Origin of the sequence: Streptomyces olivoverticillatus (genome assembly GCF_014203555.1) — a bacterium.
Taxonomy (GTDB): Bacteria; Actinomycetota; Actinomycetes; order Streptomycetales; family Streptomycetaceae; genus Streptomyces; species Streptomyces olivoverticillatus.
The window spans coordinates 82,955-102,125 of the sequence record NZ_JACHJH010000005.1; the positions used below are offsets into that span (position 1 = coordinate 82,955).

16 protein-coding genes are annotated in these 19,171 nt (G+C 72.3%); 8 read left to right on the forward strand and 8 right to left on the reverse strand.

What is annotated here, in order from left to right; genetic code table 11:
- The first annotated feature begins 63 nt into the window (after positions 1-63).
- From FHS39_RS17510 to FHS39_RS17530, 5 genes are all read left to right on the forward strand, one after another.
- The gene (locus FHS39_RS17510) at positions 64-1,272 is read left to right on the forward strand and encodes an FAD-dependent oxidoreductase (protein WP_184350295.1); all 1,209 of its coding nucleotides are present in this window, start codon (positions 64-66) and stop codon (positions 1,270-1,272) included.
- A gap of 182 nt (positions 1,273-1,454) precedes the next feature.
- Positions 1,455-2,465 carry a polyprenyl synthetase family protein gene (locus tag FHS39_RS17515; RefSeq protein WP_184350296.1) on the forward strand — a complete coding sequence of 337 codons (1,011 nt, stop codon included), beginning with the start codon at positions 1,455-1,457 and terminating at the stop codon, positions 2,463-2,465.
- Between the two features lie 189 nt (positions 2,466-2,654).
- Positions 2,655-3,905, forward strand: coding sequence for a LolA family protein (locus FHS39_RS17520; protein ID WP_184350297.1), 1,251 nt, complete (start codon positions 2,655-2,657; stop codon positions 3,903-3,905).
- A gap of 29 nt (positions 3,906-3,934) precedes the next feature.
- Positions 3,935-4,876, forward strand: a complete 942-nt coding sequence (locus FHS39_RS17525; RefSeq protein ID WP_184350298.1) for an ABC transporter ATP-binding protein — start codon at positions 3,935-3,937, stop codon at positions 4,874-4,876.
- On the forward strand, positions 4,863-5,738 hold the full coding sequence (locus FHS39_RS17530; protein WP_184350299.1) for an ABC transporter permease: 876 nt from the start codon (positions 4,863-4,865) through the stop codon (positions 5,736-5,738). The genes FHS39_RS17525 and FHS39_RS17530 overlap by 14 nt, the downstream gene beginning before the upstream one ends.
- A 45-nt stretch (positions 5,739-5,783) precedes the next feature.
- On the opposite strand, the gene FHS39_RS17535 is transcribed toward FHS39_RS17530, so the two are convergent.
- The 8 genes from FHS39_RS17535 to FHS39_RS17570 all read right to left on the reverse strand — a co-directional run bounded on the left by FHS39_RS17535 (position 5,784) and on the right by FHS39_RS17570 (position 16,807).
- Positions 5,784-6,839 carry a M28 family metallopeptidase gene (locus tag FHS39_RS17535; RefSeq protein ID WP_184350300.1) on the reverse strand — a complete coding sequence of 352 codons (1,056 nt, stop codon included), beginning with the start codon at positions 6,837-6,839 and terminating at the stop codon, positions 5,784-5,786.
- A gap of 56 nt (positions 6,840-6,895) precedes the next feature.
- Positions 6,896-7,870: an EamA family transporter RarD gene (gene rarD, locus FHS39_RS17540; protein WP_184350301.1), complete on the reverse strand. Its 975-nt coding sequence runs from the start codon at positions 7,868-7,870 to the stop codon at positions 6,896-6,898.
- A gap of 85 nt (positions 7,871-7,955) precedes the next feature.
- A complete protein-coding gene (locus tag FHS39_RS17545; protein WP_184350302.1) occupies positions 7,956-9,950 on the reverse strand; it encodes an APC family permease in 1,995 nt (664 codons plus the stop codon).
- Between the two features lie 94 nt (positions 9,951-10,044).
- A complete protein-coding gene (locus FHS39_RS17550) occupies positions 10,045-11,124 on the reverse strand; it encodes a 2-oxoacid:ferredoxin oxidoreductase subunit beta (RefSeq protein ID WP_184350303.1) in 1,080 nt (359 codons plus the stop codon).
- Positions 11,117-13,078 (reverse strand): 2-oxoacid:acceptor oxidoreductase subunit alpha, encoded by a 1,962-nt coding sequence (locus FHS39_RS17555; protein WP_184350304.1) that lies wholly within the window; start codon positions 13,076-13,078, stop codon positions 11,117-11,119. The genes FHS39_RS17550 and FHS39_RS17555 overlap by 8 nt, the downstream gene beginning before the upstream one ends.
- Positions 13,079-13,318: 240 nt before the next feature.
- Positions 13,319-13,978, reverse strand: a complete 660-nt coding sequence (locus FHS39_RS17560) for a LuxR C-terminal-related transcriptional regulator (protein ID WP_184350622.1) — start codon at positions 13,976-13,978, stop codon at positions 13,319-13,321.
- Between the two features lie 129 nt (positions 13,979-14,107).
- Positions 14,108-15,457, reverse strand: coding sequence for a sensor histidine kinase (locus FHS39_RS17565; RefSeq protein WP_184350305.1), 1,350 nt, complete (start codon positions 15,455-15,457; stop codon positions 14,108-14,110).
- Between the two features lie 162 nt (positions 15,458-15,619).
- Positions 15,620-16,807, reverse strand: coding sequence for a sensor histidine kinase (locus tag FHS39_RS17570; RefSeq protein WP_184350306.1), 1,188 nt, complete (start codon positions 16,805-16,807; stop codon positions 15,620-15,622).
- Between the two features lie 172 nt (positions 16,808-16,979).
- Between FHS39_RS17570 and FHS39_RS17575 the strand changes: the two genes are divergently transcribed.
- From FHS39_RS17575 to FHS39_RS17585, 3 genes are all read left to right on the forward strand, one after another.
- Positions 16,980-17,396 carry an NADH-quinone oxidoreductase subunit A gene (locus FHS39_RS17575; RefSeq protein WP_184350307.1) on the forward strand — a complete coding sequence of 139 codons (417 nt, stop codon included), beginning with the start codon at positions 16,980-16,982 and terminating at the stop codon, positions 17,394-17,396.
- Complete coding sequence (locus FHS39_RS17580) at positions 17,387-17,944, forward strand: NADH-quinone oxidoreductase subunit B (protein WP_246470328.1); 558 nt, start codon at positions 17,387-17,389, stop codon at positions 17,942-17,944. Before FHS39_RS17575 ends, FHS39_RS17580 begins: the two co-directional genes overlap by 10 nt.
- Positions 17,944-19,171, forward strand: a 1,228-nt coding sequence (locus FHS39_RS17585) for an NADH-quinone oxidoreductase subunit C (protein WP_184350309.1), incomplete at its 3' end; no start/stop codon positions are given. The genes FHS39_RS17580 and FHS39_RS17585, both read left to right, overlap by 1 nt.

The following is a 19,171-nucleotide window of genomic DNA, read 5'->3' on the forward strand; positions in this document are numbered from 1 at the left end:
AGTAACCAGCGCCGGCCCCGCCGGGCCGGCGAACGCGCCGAGCAACGCCCTGGGAGGGGACTCGTGACACTTCCCGTAGCCGTCATCGGGGCCGGTCCGTACGGCCTCTCGACCGCAGCACATCTCAAGGCGCGCGCCGTTCCGACGCGCGTCTTCGGCTCGCCGATGGTGAGCTGGCGCGAGCACATGCCCGCCGGGATGCTGCTGAAATCCACCCCCGTGGCGTCGAGCATCGACGCGCCGCAGCCGGGGCACACGCTCTTCGACTTCTGCCAGGACGTGGGGGAGAAGCGCTACGAGTCGGACTGGGACACCATCCCGGTGGAGACCTTCGCCCGCTACGGCCTGTGGTTCCAGCGGCGGCTGGTGCCGGCCCTGGAGCAGGTGCGGGTGGTGTCCGTGGACCGCCGCGGCTCCGGCGGCGGCTTCGAGCTGAAGCTGGACTCCGGGGAGCAGTTCGCCGCGAAGGCGGTGGTGGTGGCCAGCGGGCTGAGCGGGCTGGCGCAGCTGCCGCCCGAGCTGGCCGCGGCCGTGCCGGCGGGCCCCTCGGTGAACGGGCCGGTCTCGCACAGCTCCCAGCACCGCGATCTGACGGCCTTCGCCGGGCGCGACGTGGTCGTGGTCGGCGCCGGGCAGTCGGCCCTGGAGACCGCGGTGCTGCTGGCCGATGCGGGGGCCGCCTCCGTACGGGTGGTTGCCCGGCGGCGGGGCGCGGTGCGCTTCGGCGCGGCGCCGGACGGGCAGTCGCCGTTCAAGCCCGACACCCCCTTCGGGCGGGCCTGGTCGCTCTACGCCTTCTCGTACCACGCGGACGGCTTCCGGCGCCTGCCCGCGCCGACGCGCCGGTTTCTGGTGCAGCGCGTGCTGGGGCCGCTGGGGGCGTGGTGGCTGCGCGAGAGGTTCGTGGGCCGGGTGCAGGTGACGGACGGCAAGCGGATCGTGCGGGCCCGCGTGGAGCAGGGGCGCCCGGTGCTCACGCTCGCCGGCGAGGGGGAGAGCGGCGCGGAGAGCGAGTTGCGGGCCGACCACGTGATCGCGGCGACCGGCTACCGGATGGACGTGGCGGCGCTGGACTTCCTGGGCGCGGGGCTGCGCACCCGGCTCGCGGTGAGCGCGGGCGGGCCCCGGCTGGGCGCCGGATACCGCTCCTCGGTGCCGGGGCTGTTCTTCACGGGGCTGCCCGCGGCGGCCAGCTACGGGCCGGTCATGCGGTTCGTGTGCGGCACGGACTACGCCTCGCCGCGCCTGGCACGGGCCGTGGCGGCGCTCTAAGCGGCACCACCCGATGTGGGCAGCCGTTCCGCTGGGCGGAACGGCTGCCCACATCGGCGAGTACGGGGATCGGCGCGGAGGCGCCGCCGGTGATCGAGAGCCGACCGGATACGCTGACTTTCGGTAGAGGACAGCGACACATCGACAATCCCCGTGTTCGCAGGCAGACAGGAGTATCCCTCGTGACCGTCGTCGGGCCTTTTGGGCTGAGCGTGCGGGACCAGGCTCTTGAAGCCGATGTCCAGGCCGGGTTGGCCGCTGTCGAGGAGGGCCTCCTGGAGGCCACCAAGAGCGGTGTCCCCTTCATCACGGAGGCCGCCCAGCACCTGGTACAGGCAGGAGGCAAGCGGTTCCGCCCGCTGCTGGTGATGCTCGCCGCGCAGTTCGGCGACCCGTACGCCCCCGGGGTGGTGCCGTCGGCCGTCGTCGTCGAGCTCACCCATCTGGCCACGCTCTACCACGACGACATCATGGACGAGGCCGAGGTGCGGCGCGGCGTGGACAGCGCCAACGCCCGCTGGGGCAACTCCGTGGCCGTCCTCACCGGCGACTTCCTCTTCTCCCGCGCCTCCCGGATCCTCGCCGACCTCGGCCCGGAGGCCGTCCGCATCCAGGCCGAGGCATTCGAGCGGCTGGTCACCGGGCAGATCCTGGAGACGGCGGGCCCGCGCGACGGCCGCGACCCCATCGAGCACTACCTGGACGTCCTCGAGGGCAAGACGGGGTCGCTGATCGCGGTCTCCATGCGCTACGGGGCGATGATGTCCGGCGCCGACGAGCGCATCGTGGAGACCCTCACCCACTACGGCGAGCGGCTGGGCATCGCCTTCCAGCTCGCCGACGACGTGCTCGACATCGCCAGCGACTCCCACGAGTCGGGCAAGACGCCCGGCACGGACCTGCGCGAGGGCATCGCCACGCTGCCCGTCCTCCACCTGCGCGCCCGCGCCGCGGCCTCCGGCCTGCCGGAGGACCAGGAGCTGTGCGCGATGCTCGACGGCGACCTCGGCGACGACGCGCTGCTCGGCGAGGTGCTGCGGCGGCTGCGCGCCCACCCCGCGCTGGAGCAGGCCCGCCGGGACACCATCCGCTACGCGGAGGAGGCGCGGGCCACGCTGGCGCCGCTCCCCGAATGCTTCGCCAAGCAGGCGCTTGAGCAGCTGTGCGACGCGGTGGTCCACCGGGCGGGCTGACCCCCGCCCGTCAGCCGTGCGGCAGTACTCGCCATACGCCCCGTCATACCCAAGGCGTATGGCGAGTTGATCCCGTCGGCTGACGTCCGCAGGCCCCCTCTTTGGTGGAATGGAATCCCCCACCGAGCGGTCGGGCCACAATTGAGCCTGAGTGCGAGCGACCGCCGGCGACCACGGAGGTAGAGGCACATGGCACGGAACGAGTCCACGTCCGGGACGGGCACGGGCCGCCGGAAGGCGGTTCGCTATGCGGTGCCGGTCGCGGTGGCGGGTGTTGCGGCGGCGACCATCGGGATCGGCTCGGCGCTCGCCAGCACCGGCAGCCCCGATCTGCCGAAGATCAGCGCGCAGGACCTCATAGCCAAGATGGCCGCGTCGGACACGCAGCAGCTGTCCGGCTCCGTCCGGGTCACCACCGACCTGGGTCTGCCCTCGCTCCCGGCCGGTCTGGCCTCGGGCATGGGCGGCAAGGGCGGCGACCACAAGGGCGGTTCCGCCCCCGACCCGCAGGCCAAACTGACCGAACTGGCGTCCGGCACGCACACGCTGCGGGTGGCCGCCGACGGCCCCGACAAGCAGCGGGTGTCGATCGTCGAGCAGGCCGCCGAGTACAGCGTGATCCACAACGGCGACCAGGTCTGGGCGTACGACAGCGCGACCAACACCGTTCACCACTCCACCGATCGGCAGCACCGGGCCGACGGCAAGCGCGGCGGCAAGCACGACGACAAGGGCGACAAGACCGGCATCGGCGAGGCGTCCCCGCAGGAGCTGGCCAAGAAGGTGCTGGCGGCCTCCGACGACACGACGGCCGTCACGGTCGACGGCACGGTCAAGGTCGCCGGGCGGGACGCCTACCAGCTGGTCATCAAGCCCAAGCAGTCCGAGTCGACGGTCGGCGCGGTGCGGATCGCGGTCGACGCCAAGAACGGCGTCCCGCTGAAGTTCACCCTCTCGCCCAAGAGCGGCGGCAAGGCGGCCGTCGAGGCGGTCTTCACCAAGGTCGACTTCGGCAAGCCGGGCGCGGACACCTTCTCCTTCACCCCGCCCAAGGGCGCCAAGGTCACCGAGGGCGACGGCAAGCAGCAGGGTCACGAGCAGCAGGGCCGCGAGCACCAGGGCAAGCTGCCCGAGGGCCTGCCCGGCGCCGACGCCGGTTTCTCCGGCTCGAAGAACGTCATCGGCAAGGGCTGGACCTCGATCGCCGAGATCAAGGGCGGCAAGGACGCGGGCGCCGCGGTCACCGGCAAGGGCAAGAGCCACGGCTCCGAGGCCTCCTCGCTGATGGACGGCTTCGGCTCCAAGGTGTCGGGCAAGTTCGGCTCCGGCCGCGTCTTCAGCACCCGCATCGTCAACGCCCTGATGACGGACGACGGCAAGGTCTACGTCGGCGCCGTCTCCAAGGACGCGCTGGTCAAGGCCGCCGACGCCGCCAAGTAGGACCTGCTGGAGCAAGGACGGGGAAGCCGATGGAACCGGTGATCGCCACGCTCGGCCTCACCAAGCGCTACCGCGGTGGGCAGCTCGCCGTCGACGGGCTCGACCTCGTCGTGCCGCGGGGCAGTGTCTTCGGCTTCCTCGGGCCCAACGGCTCCGGCAAGACCACCACCATCCGGATGCTGATGGGGCTGATCGAACCGACGTCGGGCACCGCCCGGGTGCTGGGCGAGGCGATGCCCGGCGCCGGGCGGCGGGTGCTGCCGAGGGTGGGCGCCCTGATCGAGGGGCCCGCCCTCTACGGCTTCCTCAGCGGCCGCGACAATCTCGTGCGGTTCGACGCCGCCGACCCCACCGCCGACCCCCGCACCCGGGCCGCCCGCGTCGAGGGCGCCCTGGATCGGGTGGGCCTCGCGGGCGCCGCGGGCAAGAAGGCCCGTGCCTACTCGCTCGGCATGAAGCAGCGCCTCGGCCTGGCCTCGGCGCTGCTGCGGCCGCGCGAGCTGCTCGTGCTGGACGAGCCGACCAACGGCCTCGACCCGCAGGGCATGCGCGAGATCCGGTCCCTGGTGCGGCAGCTGGCCTCGGACGGCACCACGGTCTTCCTCTCCTCGCACCTCCTCGACGAGATCGAGCAGGTCTGCACGCACGCGGCCGTCATGGCACAGGGCCGGCTGCTGACCCAGGGCACGGTGGCCGACCTCGCCTCCTCGGTCCGCGGCCGGCTGGCCGTCACCACCCCCGACACAGCGGATGCCGTACGGGTCCTCAAGGAGCACGGAGTGATCGACCTCGTCGTCACCGACGACCGCGTCACCGGCGAACTGCCCGCCGCCGGGCCGCCGGACCTCGCCGACGTCAACGCCGCGCTCGTCCGGGCGGACGTCCGCGTCCGGGCCTTCGGCACGCAGCGGGCCTCGCTGGAGGACGCTTTCGTCGCGCTCACCGGGGAGGGTTTCGATGTCGCAGGCTGAGACGGCGGCCGCGGTGCGGGCCCCGAGCCCGCTGTGGGGGCTCTCGCTCCTGCGCAGCGAGGTGGGCACGACCTTCCGGCGGTGGCGGACGCTCGCGCTGCTGGGCGTGCTGGCCGCGGTGCCGGTGCTGGTGGGCATCGCCGTGAAGGTCGAGACGCGCGGCGGCGGCTCGGGCGGGCACGACGGCGGGGGCCCGGCCTTCATCAGCCAGGTCACCAACAACGGCCTCTTCCTGGTCTTCACGGCCCTCGCCGCCACGCTGCCGTTCTTCCTCCCGATGGCCGTCGGGGTGATCGCGGGCGACTCGATCGCGGGCGAGGCGAGCGCGGGGACGCTGCGCTATCTCCTCGTCGCGCCCGCCGGGCGGACGCGGCTGCTGCTCGCCAAGTTCGCGACGGCGATGCTCTTCTGCCTGGTGGCCGCCTTCGTGGTGGCCGCCTCGGCGCTGGCGGTCGGGGCGCTGCTCTTCCCGCTGGGCGACGTCACGCTGATCAGCGGGACGACGATATCGCTGGGCGAAGGGCTGCTGCGGGCGGCTCTGATCGCGGTGGTGGTGGCCATGTCGCTGATGGGCGTGGCGGCGCTGGGGCTCTTCGTGTCGACCCTCACCAACAGCGGCATCGCGGCGATGGCCACGACGGTGGGTCTGCTGATCACGGTCCAGATCCTGGACCAGTTCCCGCAGCTGCACGCGATCCAGCCGTATCTCTTCCCGCACTACTGGCTGAGCTTCGCGGATCTGCTGCGGGATCCGGTCTACTGGGACCAGATGCTGCGCAATCTGGGCCTGCAGGCGCTCTACGCGGCCGTGTTCGGGTCGGCGGCCTGGGCGCGGTTCACGGCGCGGGACGTGACCGTGTGAGCCGGACGGGCCCGCAGGGGCCCGTCCGACTCCAAGGGCGCTGCGTCAGCGCGAGGAGCCCGAGCCGCCGCTCAGCGACCACACCGCGTACGCGATCGCGTCGCTGTTGTTCTTGAGCGCCGTGTCCGAGAGGTTCGCGTACGTGTCGCAGGACCGGTGGTAGCAGGCGTCGAACGCCTTGCCCTGGGTGCCGCCCCACTTCGCCGCCTGGTCGGCGGACTTGATGTAGTCCGCCCCGCTGAACAGGCCGCCCACGGGTATGCCCGCGTCCTGGAAGGGCGCGTGGTCGGAGCGGCCGTCGCCCTCCGTGTCGACCTCGGTGGCGATGTCCTTGCCGGCGAAGTAGTTCTCGAAGAGCCCTTCGAGCGGCTGGTCGTAGCCGTAGACGAAGTAGCCCGGGTTCGGCGAGCCGATCATGTCGAAGTTCAGATACGCGTCGATCTTCGACCGCTCGGCGGCGGGCAGCTTGTCCACGTAGTTCCGCGAGCCGACCATGCCCAGCTCCTCGGCGCCCCACCAGGCGAACCGCAGGTGCTTGTCGGGGTGGTAGCCCTCGCGGGCCACGGCGAGGGCGACTTCGAGGATGCCGGCCGAGCCGGAGCCGTCGTCGTTGATGCCGGGGCCGGCCTGGACCGAGTCGAGGTGGGCGCCGGTGAAGACGACGTGGTTGGCGTCGCCGCCGGGCCAGTCGGCGACGAGGTTGTAGCCCGTCGTGCCGCCGGAGGAGGTGAAGGGCTGGACGGTGGTGGTGTATCCGGCGGCGTCCAGCTTGGCCTTGACGTAGTCGAGGGACGCCTTGTAGCCCGGGCGGCCGTGGGCGCGGTTGCCGCCGTTGGCGCGCGCTATGGACTGCAGTTGACCGAGGTGTGCCTTGACGCCCGCGACGGGTATGTCCGGGGCGCCCGCCGTGTGCCGGGCGGCGACGGGGGCGGCGTGGGCGCTCGCGGTGGTGGGGACCGCGGTGGCCGGGGCCGGGGACATGCCGAGCAGGGCGGCGGTCAGGGCCGCACCGGCGGCCAGCGGAAGGGCTCTGCGCGTGCTGTGGGTTCTGAGGGGCCTGTGGGGGCTGCGGGTCAGGGTTGGTCCGTGGAGTTCAGACATGGGGGGCTCCAACTCATTTGACGTGAACATGATGTTGGAGGCCCCCCATGGGCCCGTCAAGAGAGGGTTTCGGACACCGGACGCTCGTTTCCGGATACCGGGCGCACGCGGTCCTGGACGGCGAGCAGCTCCGCCCGCGCCCTGCGGGCCGTCCGCAGCGCATCCCACGTCAGCAGCGCCAGCGCCAGCCACACCAGCGCGAAGCCCGCCCAGCGCTCGGGCGGCATGGTCTCGTGGAAGACGGTGATCCCGAGGGCGAACTGGAAGACGGGGGCGAGGTACTGCACCATCCCGATCACCGACAGCGGCAGCCGGACGGCCGCGATGCCGAAGCAGATCAGCGGCAGCGCGGTGATCACGCCGGTGCCCGCCAGCAGCAGGGCGTGCCCGGTGCCCGAGGCGGTGAAGGTGGACCGGCCCTGTGCGCCCAGGAAGAGGAGGAAGCCCAGCGCCGGGAGGAACTGCACGGCCGTCTCGGCGGCCATCGACTCCAGACCGCCCAGCCCCACCTTCTTCTTGACCAGGCCGTAGGTGCTGAACGTGGCCGCCAGCACCAGTGAGATCCACGGCGGCTTGCCGTAGGCGACGGCCATCACCACGACCGCCGCGGCGCCGACCCCGACCGCCGTCCACTGCAGCGGCCGCAGCCGCTCACGCAGCACGAGGACGCCGAAGGCGATGCTGACCAGGGGGTTGATGAAGTAGCCCATGGACGTGTCGACGACGTGCCCGGTGTTGACGCCCCAGATGTAGACGCCCCAGTTCACGGAGATGAAGAGGGCGCCCAGCGCGATCATCCCGATCCGCTTGGGCTGCCGCAGCAGCGGGCGGATCCAGTCCAGCCGACGGGTGGCCAGCAGCGCGAGGGCCACCGTGACCAGCGACCACACCATCCGGTGGGCGAGGATCTCGGCGGCGCTGGTCGGCTCCAGCAGCGGCCAGTAGAGCGGGAAGAGGCCCCAGATCGAGTACGCGGCGACGCTGCACAGCAGTCCGGTGCGAGTCTCGTCCCGAGATATGTGCGGCTTCACGGATACCTCCCAGGGATGCGGCAGCGGCAACCTTGCGAAGGTAGCGGCACCGCACCCCGCCTGTCATTCGCGTCTCGTGTGACGGTCATGACGGCGTCCGGGAACGGGCCGCCCTGGCCTGCGCCTGCAGTTGCTCGATCGCCTTGGTGACGTCGAACGGCAGGATGGTCACCGCCACGTTCGGCAGGTGCTCCAGCGTCTTCGCCATCTCCTCGCCCATGTTGCGGTGCAGCAGCCGGCCCAGCGGCGTCGAGTAGGTGCGGCGCGGGATGAGCAGCGTCAGGGCCGTCGCGCCGTCCGCCGTGATGCGGGCCGCGATCGTCGCCACGGTGTGCCGCAGCCGCCGGTCCGGGCAGTCGATGAGGTCGAGCGGCACATCGCCCGTGCCGGTCGACTCCTCCCACAGCCGGGCCAGCCGCTTCGCCCGGGCCTCGTCGATGACGAAGTGCAGCGCCCGCACCTCGTCGGCGCGCAGCTCGTGCGCGTAGCTGAGTGCCTTGACGGTGGCCAGGTCGAAGGCGTCGACGAGCACGTAGACCAGGTGTCTGCGCCAGTGCGGCCGTTCCCCGGGGGAGGGGACGTGCTCCAGCGCCTCCGCCTCCTGCCGGTACTGCCGGTTGATGCGGATCAGCGCCCACACCCCCAGGGGGAAGACCATGACGACCAGCCAGGCGCCCTCCGTGAACTTGGTGACCGCGAAGATCAGCACGACCAGCGCGGAGGCCACCGCCGCGACCAGGTTGACCCCGGCCTTCCAATGCCGGTGCCGTTCCCCGGGCTGGCGCAGGTAGTGCGCGGTCATCCCGGCGGCCGCCATGGTGAAGCCGGTGAAGACGCCGATGGCGTAGAGCGCGACGAGCCTGTCGACGCTGCCGCGCGTCACCAGCAGCAGCGCCAGCGAGACGACGGTGAGGCTGATGATTCCGTTGGAGAAGGCGAGGCGGTGGCCCCGGCGCGTCAGCTGCCGGGGCAGGAAGCGGTCCTCGGCCACGAAGCTGGCCAGGAAGGGGAAGCCGGTGAAGGGCGTGTTGGCGCCCGTGTAGAGGATGAGCGCCGTCGCCAGCTGGACGTAGACGAGCCCGGCCGTGCCCAGCCAGCCGTTGCCGAAGACCAGGTGGGCCTCCTGCGCGATGACGGTGGGGTTGCCGTCCACGTAGGGGATCGCGTGGGTGAAGTGGGCGAGCGCGGAGACGCCGAGGACCATGGTGCCCAGCACGCAGCTCATCACGGTCAGCGTGCGGCGGGCGTTGGTGCCCTGCGGGCGGCGGAAGGCGGAGACGCTGTTGGAGATCGCCTCCAGCCCGGTGAGCGAGGAGCCGCCGTTGGCGAAGGCCCGTAGCACCATGAAGAGCGAGGCCCCGTAGAGCCAGCCCTGCCCCGGGGTGCCGAGGTCGAGGGCGCCCTGCGCGTGCACGTTCGCGTGCGGCAGGCCGCCGCCCAGTGCCCGGACCAGGCCCACCGCCAGCATCAGCGCGACGGCCAGCATGAAGAGGTACGCGGGGGCCGCGAAGGCACGGCCCGCCTCACGGACGCCGCGCAGATTCCCGTACATCAGCAGCACCACCACGCCCATGGTGATGGGCAGCTTGAGGTGGTCGATGCCGGTGTACTCCTCGCCGACGAGGTGCGCGAGGGAGATCAGCGCGTCGGTGCCCGCGGCGGTCTGCACGGCGACGGTGACGATGTAGTCGACGAGCAGGGCGACGGCCGCGATCTGGGCGATCCGCGGCCCGAAGTTCTCGCGCGCCACGACGTAGGAGCCGCCCGCCCTGGTGTAGACGGAGACCACGTCCCGGTAGGAGAACGTGAGCAGCACCAGGACGAGCAGGATCGCGCCCGTCACCGGCATCAGCAGGGTGAACGCGGCGACGCCGACCACCGGCACGAGGATGCGCAGCATCTCCTCGGAGCCGTAGGCGGTGGAGGAGATGCAGTCGGAGGCGAGGACCCCGAGCGCCATGGGGTTGGAGAGGGTCTGGTGGGCGAGCTGCTCGGTGACGAGCGGCGGGCCGAGGATGCGCCGCTTGAGGCGGTAGGCGAGCCGGTCGCGGACGAGGGGGGCGGCTTCGGAGTCGGCCATGTCCATATGAGAGCCGCTGCCCGGCCCGGCGGCCGCCAGAACCTCCGGCCGGACACCCGATCGTGCCCGGCCGGAGGTTCGTACGCTGGTCGGATCAGCCCACGACGGTCCAGGTGTCGTTGCCGCGCAGGAGGGCGGCCAGGTCGCCCTTGCCCTGCTGCACGACGGCCGTCTCCAACTGCTCCGACATCAGGCCGTCGTAGACCGGCCGGTCCACGCTGCGGAAGACGCCGATGGGCGTCTGGTGCAGGGTGTCCGGGTCGGCGAGCCGGGAGAGCGCGAAGGCCGTGGTCGGGGACGCGCTGTGCGCGTCGTGGACCAGGATCCGCGCCTCGTTCTCCGGGGTGACCGCCACGACCTCCAGATCGCCGGTGGCCGCGTTGCGCACGACGCCCTTGGCCAGGTCGGTGCCGAAGCGGATGGGCTGCCCGTGCTCGAGGCGGATGACCGCCTCCTGCGCCTGCTGCTTGTCCTTCAGGGCCTCGAAGGCGCCGTCGTTGAAGATGTTGCAGTTCTGGTAGATCTCCACGAGCGCGGTGCCGGGGTGGGCGGCCGCCTGGCGCAGCACCTCGGTGAGGTGCTTGCGGTCGGAGTCGACCGTACGGGCCACGAAGGAGGCCTCGGCGCCCAGCGCCAGCGACACCGGGTTGAAGGGCGCGTCGAGCGAGCCCATCGGCGTCGACTTGGTGATCTTGCCGACCTCGGAGGTGGGGGAGTACTGGCCCTTGGTCAGCCCGTAGATCCGGTTGTTGAACAGCAGGATCTTGAGGTTGACGTTGCGGCGCAGGGCGTGGATGAGGTGGTTGCCGCCGATGGAGAGGGCGTCGCCGTCGCCGGTGACGACCCAGACGGACAGGTCGCGGCGGGAGGTGGCCAGGCCCGTGGCGATGGCGGGGGCGCGGCCGTGGATGGAGTGCATCCCGTAGGTGTTCATGTAGTACGGGAAGCGGGAGGAGCAGCCGATGCCGGAGACGAAGCAGATGTTCTCCTTCGCCAGGCCCAGCTCGGGCATGAAGCCCTGGACGGCGGCGAGGATGGCGTAGTCGCCGCACCCCGGGCACCAGCGCACTTCCTGGTCGGACTTGAAGTCCTTCATGGACTGCACGGCCTCGGCCTTGGGCACGAGGGAGAGTGCCTCGATCGCGCCCGTGCCCTGCGGGATCGTCTCAGTCATGGATGGCCTCCTTGAACACGTCCGCGAGCTGCTCGGCCTTGAACGGCATTCCGCTGACCTGGGTGTGGGAGCGGATGTCGACGAGGTACTTCGCCCGCAGCAGGGTGGCGAGCTGGCCGAGGTTCATCTCCGGTACGACCACCGTGTCGTAGCGCTGCAGTACGTCCCCGAGGTCGGCGGGGAAGGGGTTGAGGTGGCGCAGGTGCGCCTGGGCGATGCGGCCGCCCCCCGCCCGGACCCGGCGCACGGCCGCGGTGATCGGTCCGTAGGTGGAGCCCCAGCCGAGCACGAGGGTGCGGGCGGCGCCGTCGGGGTCGTCCACGTCGAGGCGGGGCACGTCGATGCCGTCGATCTTGGCCTGGCGGGTGCGGACCATGAAGTCGTGGTTGGCCGGGTCGTAGGAGATGTTGCCCGTGCCGTCCTGCTTCTCGATGCCGCCGATGCGGTGCTCCAGGCCCGGGGTGCCGGGCACGGCCCAGGGGCGGGCGAGGGTCTGCTCGTCGCGCTTGTAGGGCCAGAAGACCTCGGTGCCGTCGGCCAGGGTGTGGTTGGGGCCGGTGGCGAACTGCACCCGCAGGTCGGGCAGTTCGTCGACCTCGGGGATCCGCCAGGGCTCGGACCCGTTGGCCAGGTAGCCGTCGCTCAGCAGGAACACCGGCGTCCGGTAGGTCAGGGCGATCCGGGCCGCGTCCAGGGCGGCGTCGAAGCAGTCGGCGGGCGTCTTCGGGGCCACGATCGGCACCGGGGCCTCGCCGTTGCGCCCGTACATCGCCTGGAGCAGGTCGGCCTGCTCGGTCTTGGTGGGCAGGCCCGTGGAGGGGCCGCCGCGCTGGATGTCGACGATCAGCAGCGGCAGTTCGAGCGAGACGGCGAGCCCGATCGTCTCCGACTTCAGGGCCACGCCGGGGCCGGAGGTGGTGGTCACCGCGAGCGCGCCACCGAAGGCCGCGCCCAGCGCCGCGCCGATGCCCGCGATCTCGTCCTCGGCCTGGAAGGTGCGTACACCGAAGTTCTTGTGCCGCGACAGCTCGTGCAGGATGTCGGAGGCCGGGGTGATCGGGTACGAGCCCAGGTAGAGCGGCAGGTCCGCCTGGCGGGAGGCGGCGACCAGGCCGTAGGACAGCGCCAGGTTGCCGGAGATGTTGCGGTAGGTGCCGGGCGGGAAGGCGGCGGTGGCGGGGGCCACCTCGTAGGAGACGGCGAAGTCCTCGGTGGTCTCGCCGAAGTTCCAGCCGGCCCGGAAGGCGGCCACGTTGGCCTCGGCGATGTGCGGCTTCTTCGCGAACTTCTTCCGCAGGAACGCCTCGGTGCTCTCGGTCGGCCGGTGGTACATCCACGACAGCAGGCCCAGCGCGAACATGTTCTTGCTGCGCTCGGCCTCCTTGCGGGACAGGCCGTGGTCCTTGAGCGCCTCGATGGTCAGCGTGGTCAGCGGAACGGCGTGCACGCGGTAGGCGTCCAGCGAGCCGTCCTCCAGCGGGCTGGCGGCGTAACCCACCTTGGCCATCGCGCGCTTGGCGAACTCGTCGGTGTTGACGATGATCTCGCCGCCGCGCGGCACGTCGGCCAGGTTGGCCTTGAGCGCCGCCGGGTTCATCGCGACCAGCACGTCCGGGGCGTCGCCGGGCGTGAGGATGTCGTGGTCCGCGAAGTGCAGCTGGAAGCTGGAGACGCCCGGCAGCGTCCCGGCGGGCGCCCGGATCTCGGCCGGGAAGTTCGGCAGCGTCGACAGGTCGTTGCCGAAGGAGGCCGTCTCCGAGGTGAAACGGTCGCCCGTGAGCTGCATGCCGTCACCGGAGTCGCCCGCGAACCGGATGATCACCCGGTCGAGGCGGCGCACCTCCTTGGCGGCGGCGGGGCGCGCTGTGGTCTCTTCCCCTCCCGCCGGCGGGGAGTCCCCGTGCGGCTCGGCGGAATCGGCCTGTTCGGCCGGGCTGCTGACCTGGCTGGTCACTGCTTCGGACCTCCCTCGTGGCGGCGCCGCGCACTCGGTGGTGCGTAACCGGCGTTCCCATGGCCATCGTACGTGGGTAAGGGTGGCCTTCCAGGGAGGGATCACGGGACAAACCGCAGAGGGTAGTACGCTTTCGCCCCTATTTGTCATGGTTTTGCGGCGTCCCGAGGGGTCCTTTCCAAGGCCTTCGGCTCTGGGGGATCCCCTCGTTCTTTTGATCTACGCCCGGCCCGCGGACCGTTACGAGCGCAGGTAGGTGAGCACCGCCAGGACCCGCCGGTGGTCCCCGTCGCTGGGCGAAAGCCCCAGCTTGAGGAAGATGTTGCTGACGTGCTTCTCCACCGCCCCGTCGCTCACCACCAGCTGCTTGGCGATCGCGGAGTTCGTCCGTCCCTCGGCCATCAGACCGAGGACCTCGCGCTCGCGCGGCGTCAGTCCGGCCAGCACGTCCTGCTTGCGGCTGCGGCCCAGCAGCTGGGCGACGACCTCCGGGTCCAGCGCGGTGCCGCCGCGCGCGACGCGCACCACCGCGTCCACGAACTCGCGCACCTCCGCCACCCGGTCCTTGAGCAGATAGCCCACGCCCCGGCTGCTGCCCGCCAGCAGCTCCGTGGCGTACTGCTCCTCGACGTACTGCGAGAGCACCAGCACACCCAGCTCGGGGTGGTCCCGGCGCAGCCGCACCGCGGCCCGTACGCCCTCGTCGGTGTGGGTCGGCGGCATCCGCACGTCCGCGACCACCACGTCCGGCAGCGCTCCCTCGCCGCTCAGGTCGGTGATGGTCTTGACGAGCGCCTCAGCGTCGCCCACACCCGCCACGACCTCGTGCCCCCGGTCGGTCAGCAGCCGGGTCAGGCCCTCCCGAAGCAGCACCGAGTCCTCGGCGATGACCACCCGCACCCTGTCCTCCACGATTTCCTGCCCCCGATGTCCCCGCGCGGCCCCGCGCCGGCGCTGCTGTATGAAGACCAACTCTCCCAGCATCGCAGCAATCGTCCGCTCCCGGCGGCGGGCAGGGCCTGCGCGCGGTCACTCCATGGGGCCGCGCCACGGCAGTTCGGCCGTCACGGCGGTCGGACCGCCGGCGGGGGAGTCGGCGACCAGCAGCCCGTCGACCGAGCCGAGGCGCTCGGCCAGCCCCGCCAGCCCGCTGCCCGCCGCGGTGGAGGCACCGCCCTGCCCGTCGTCCCAGACCTGGAGCATCAGCCGGTCCGCCGAACGCCACACGTCCACCCGGGCGGTGCGGGCTCCGCTGTGCTTGCTGATGTTCTGGAGCAGTTCGGAGACGGTGAAGTAGGCGATGCCCTCGATCGCCGGTGCCGGACGCTCGGCCAGGTCCACCTCGGTGGAGACCGGCACCGTGCAGCGTGCGGCCAGCGCCGACAGCGCCGCGTCCAGACCGCGGTCGGTGAGGATGGCCGGGTGGATGCCGCGGGCGAGGTCGCGCAGCTCCTGGAGGGCGAGCTTCACTTCGCCGTGCGCCTCGTCGACCATCTTCGCCGCGGCCTCCGGATCCTCCAGCAGCTTCTCCTTCGCCAGCCCCAGATCCATGGCGAGGGCGACCAGCCGGGCCTGGGCGCCGTCGTGCAGGTCCCGCTCGATGCGGCGCAGGTCGGCGGCGGCGGTGTCCACCACCACCCCGCGGTCCTCTTCCAGCTCCCACACCCGTGCCGCCAGCCGCGAGGGCCCCAGCAGCCCTGACACCAGCAGCCGGTCCACCTGCGCCATGCCGCGCAGCACCCACGGCGTGACCAGCACCAGCACCAGACCCACCGCGCAGGTCAGGACCGTCTTCACGGGACCGTCCAGGTAGACGGCGTAGCCGTCGGCGTCGCCGTACAACTGCAGCCCCGACCCGCCGACGAACTCGGGGAACACCCACTCGTACGCCGGATACAGGAACAGCGACCAGCCCACCGACCACAGCACCACCGACACCACGAACGCGAACAGCGCCCACGGGAAGTACACCAGCGCGTACAGCAGATGGCGCCAGGACGTCCCGCTCTTGAGCAGCGCCCCCACCCAGGCCATCGCCCCGCCCCGCCCGTCCTTCGACCGGGGGCGTACGGGCTCGGGGTCGGCGACATCAAGGCGCAGCAGCGCCCGCGCCCGCGCCCGCTCCAACGCGCCCAGGCCGCGCGCCCCGGCGAGCGCCGCGGCCAGGACCGGCACGCCCAGGAAGGTGATCAGCAGCCCGGCGCCGAGGCTGGTCATGGTGACCGCGAACGCGAACGCCGTCACCGCGACCGGAAGGCCGAGCAGGAAGTACAGCAACTCCCGCCAGGTGCGCGCCTCCAGCGGGGCCCGCAGCCCGGCCGGCAGCCGGTGGCGCCGGTCCGCGGTCCCGCCGCGCGTGTGTCCGTGGTCGATGGCCATCTGTCCGTCCGATCTCCGTGATCCGCCTGGGCGCCCCGCGCCGTTCTCTCGTACACCAGGCTCCCCGGCCGCGGCGCCCTGGACCATGCGGCAGGTCGGTGTCCCGGGGGTGGGGTTGCCCCCACCCCCGCGGTGGGGGAGCGCCCGTTTACGAAGGAAAGGTCAGCGGTCGCGCCAGGGCAGCTCCGCCGTGATGGTCGTCGGACCGCCGACGGGGGAGTCCACGACGAACAGCCCGTCGACCGAGCCGAGCCGCTCGGCCAGCCCCGCCAGCCCGCTGCCGCCCGTGGTGGAGGCGCCGCCCCGGCCGTCGTCGCGCACCTGGATCAGCAGCCGGTCCTGCTTGCGCCACAGCTCGACCTCGGCCCGGCGGGCTCTGCTGTGCTTGCTGATGTTCTGGAGCAGTTCGGAGACGGTGAAGTAGGCGATGCCCTCGATCGCGGGCGCCGGCCGCACCGCCAGCCCTACATCGGTCGAGACCGGCACCGTGCAGCGCGCGGCCAGCGCCGACAGCGCCGCGTCCAGACCGCGGTCGGTGAGGATCGCCGGGTGGATGCCGCGGGCGAGGTCGCGCAGCTCCTGCAGGGCGAGCTTCACTTCGCCGTGCGCCTCGTCGACCATCTTCGCCGCCGCCTCCGGATCCTCCAGCAGCTTCTCCTTCGCCAGCCCCAGCCCCATCGCAAGGGCGACCAGCCGGGCCTGGGCGCCGTCGTGCAGGTCCCGCTCGATGCGGCGCAGGTCGGCGGCGGCGGTGTCCACCACCACCCCGCGGTCCTCCTCCAGCTCCCGCACCCGCCGCTCCAGCTCGCTCGACGGGCACAGCAGGCCGCGCACCATCGCCCGGTCCACATTGCTCAGCGCCCGCGCCACATACCCGAGGAACGGCCAGCCGACGAAGAGCAGACAGAGAATGACCCCGAAAGTGAGAACGCCCCATGGCAATCGGATGAACGAATACAGGGTGCTGCGCCAGGCCACCGGGTCCTTCAGGGCCGGCCACAGCCAGCCGAAGAACCGGTGCCCGTCGCCGTGCGCCCGCGCCCGCGACAGCGGGCTCGGCTCGTCGATCCGCACGCCCAGCAGGGCCCGCGCCCGGCGCCGCTCCTGCCGGCCCACCCAGCGCGACCCCGTCAGGCCCACCGCCAGCAGCGGCAGGCCCACCACCGTGACGGCCGTCAACACACCGGCATACAGCCAGACAGAGACGTAGAGGAAGCCGAGAATTCCTTCCGGGAGATTGAGGAGGAGGTGGGCCACTTCCTTCCACGTCCGGGCTTCGAACGGGAGGCGGGCGGGGGGCAGCCGGTCCTCGTCGGCGGCTGCTTCGTACGTCGTGGTGCCGGCAGTCATACGGCAAGCCTGCCCGGCGGCCGCGGCGGCCCGCCATGGGGGTCATGGGGGGCGGGAGGTGGGGATAACCCCACCTCCCGCCGGGCAGCGCTTCCGGCCGGGGCGGCGGCAGGGCCTAGACTCGCGGGCGTACAGATCGTCGAATACGCAGGACAGAGAGCGAGGGGCACACGTGCCGGACGCGACCGTGCGCACCAGCGGCGCCAGTGTCCAGCTGGCGGCGGACTACTACCACGGGTACTCGGTGGTCGGGCTGCTCGCGGTGATCGGCGTGCTCTTCGTGGCCGTGGCCTTCGGGGCCGGACGGCTGCTGCGGCCGGTGGCGCCGACGCCCGAGAAACTGCTGACGTACGAGTGCGGCGTGGACCCGGTCGGTGAGGGCTGGGCGCACACGCAGGTGCGCTACTACGTCTACGCCTTCCTGTACGTGATCTTCGCGGTGGACTCGGTCTTCCTCTTCCCGTGGGCGACGGTCTTCGCCGCCCCGGGCTTCGGGGCGGCCACGCTCGTGGAGATGTTCATCTTCCTCGGCTTCCTCGCCGTGGGCCTGTTGTACGCATGGAAGAAGGGCGTCCTGGAATGGACGTGACACGTAGCCTCGGCCCGCTGGCGCGCCTCGCCCCCGAGCCGATGAAGGTCGTCCTGAACTGGGGCCGCCGCTACAGCCTGTGGGTCTTCAACTTCGGGCTCGCCTGCTGCGCGATCGAGTTCATCGCGGCCTCCATGGCCCGGCACGACTTCATCCGGCTCGGCGTCATCCCCTTCGCGCCGGGCCCGCGCCAGGCCGACCTGATGATCGTCTCCGGCACGGTGACGGACAAGATGGCGCCGGCCGTGAAGCGGCTGTACGAGCAGATGCCCGAGCCCAAGTACGTGATCTCCTTCGGTGCCTGCTCGAACTGCGGCGGCCCCTACTGGGACTCGTACTCGGTGACCAAGGGCGTCGACCAGATCATTCCGGTGGACGTCTACGTGCCCGGCTGCCCGCCGCGGCCCGAAGCGCTGCTCCAGGGCATCCTCAAGCTCCAGGAGAAGATCGCCCAGGAATCGCTGGGCGAGCGCTACACCCGGCCGTCCGCCGCCGCGCTGCGCAGCGGCCTGGTGGCCGCGCCGCCGACGCCGGGGGAGACGGCGTGATGTGGCTGCCCGCGAGCGCCCAGGAACTCTTCGGCGAGGATGCGACCGCCGAGGAGGCGTACGGGCTGCTGACCGTCGACGTCCCCGCGGCCGAGTGGCTGACCGCGCTGGGGACCGCCCGTGACCGGCTGGGCTGCACGTTCTTCGACTGGCTTAGCGCGGTGGACGAACCGGGCACGGGCTTTAGGGTGTGCGCGCACGTCGCGGCGCTGACCGGGCCGGGCGCGGTCCGCCGTCTGCTCCTGCGCACGACGGTGCCGCACGAGGCGCCGTCGCTGCCGAGTGCCGTGGGCGTCTTCGCGGGCGCGGCGTGGCACGAGCGCGAGACCCACGAGATGTTCGGCGTGCACTTCGAGGGCCACCCGCACCTGGTCCCGCTCCTGCTGCCGGAGGGCTTCGAGGGCCACCCCCTGCGCAAGGACTTCGTCCTGGCGGCCCGGGTGGCCAAGGCGTGGCCGGGCGCGAAGGAGCCGGGCGAACCGGCGGAGGGCGGCCCGAAGCGCCGCCAGATGCTCCCCCCGGGCGTCCCGGACCCCAACGAATGGGGCCCCCTCAAGGGCCAACTCCCCCCGGCTCCCGCCCGCCCGACCCGCACGGCCCGCCCACCCCGCGCCGCCGCGGAGGGCGCGGCTCCGGCCCGCCGCACACGCAGCGTGAGCGAGGGTTCGGCGAGCCAGGCGGAGGGTGCGGCTCCGGCTCGTCCTGCGGGCAGCACGGCGGAAGGCGCGGCCCCGGCCCGTCGTGCCCGCAGCGCGTCCGAAGGCTCGGCGAGCCAGGCTGCGGCTCCGCGCCGCACGCGCAGTGCGACGGGGGGCTCGGCCAGCCAGCAGGCGGCCGGCACGGCCGACCAGCAGCCGGAACCGCCGCGCAGCCCGGCGGCCCCCCGCTCGGCGGACGCCCCCTGGCACCACGCCCGCCCGGCCTTCGACGACACCGAACCCCAGCCGGAACCGGGCGCACCCGCGCGCACCGAGGCCCCGGAGCCGGGATCCGGTGCGGCCGGAACCCCGGAAACGACCGAACACCACGCCCCGGCCAAACGCCTGGGCGCAACAGAAAGCGCAGCCAACGCCACGGAGCCCGGCGCGCCGGGCCAGGCCGCGACCGCCCCCGAGCCCGGCGCGCCCAAGGCCGCAGGTGAGCCCGGCGCAGCCGAGGGCTCTGCCGAGGCCGAGGGCGTAGCCGAAGCTGCCCCCGAGCAGCCCGGCGCAGCCAAGGGTTCTGGCG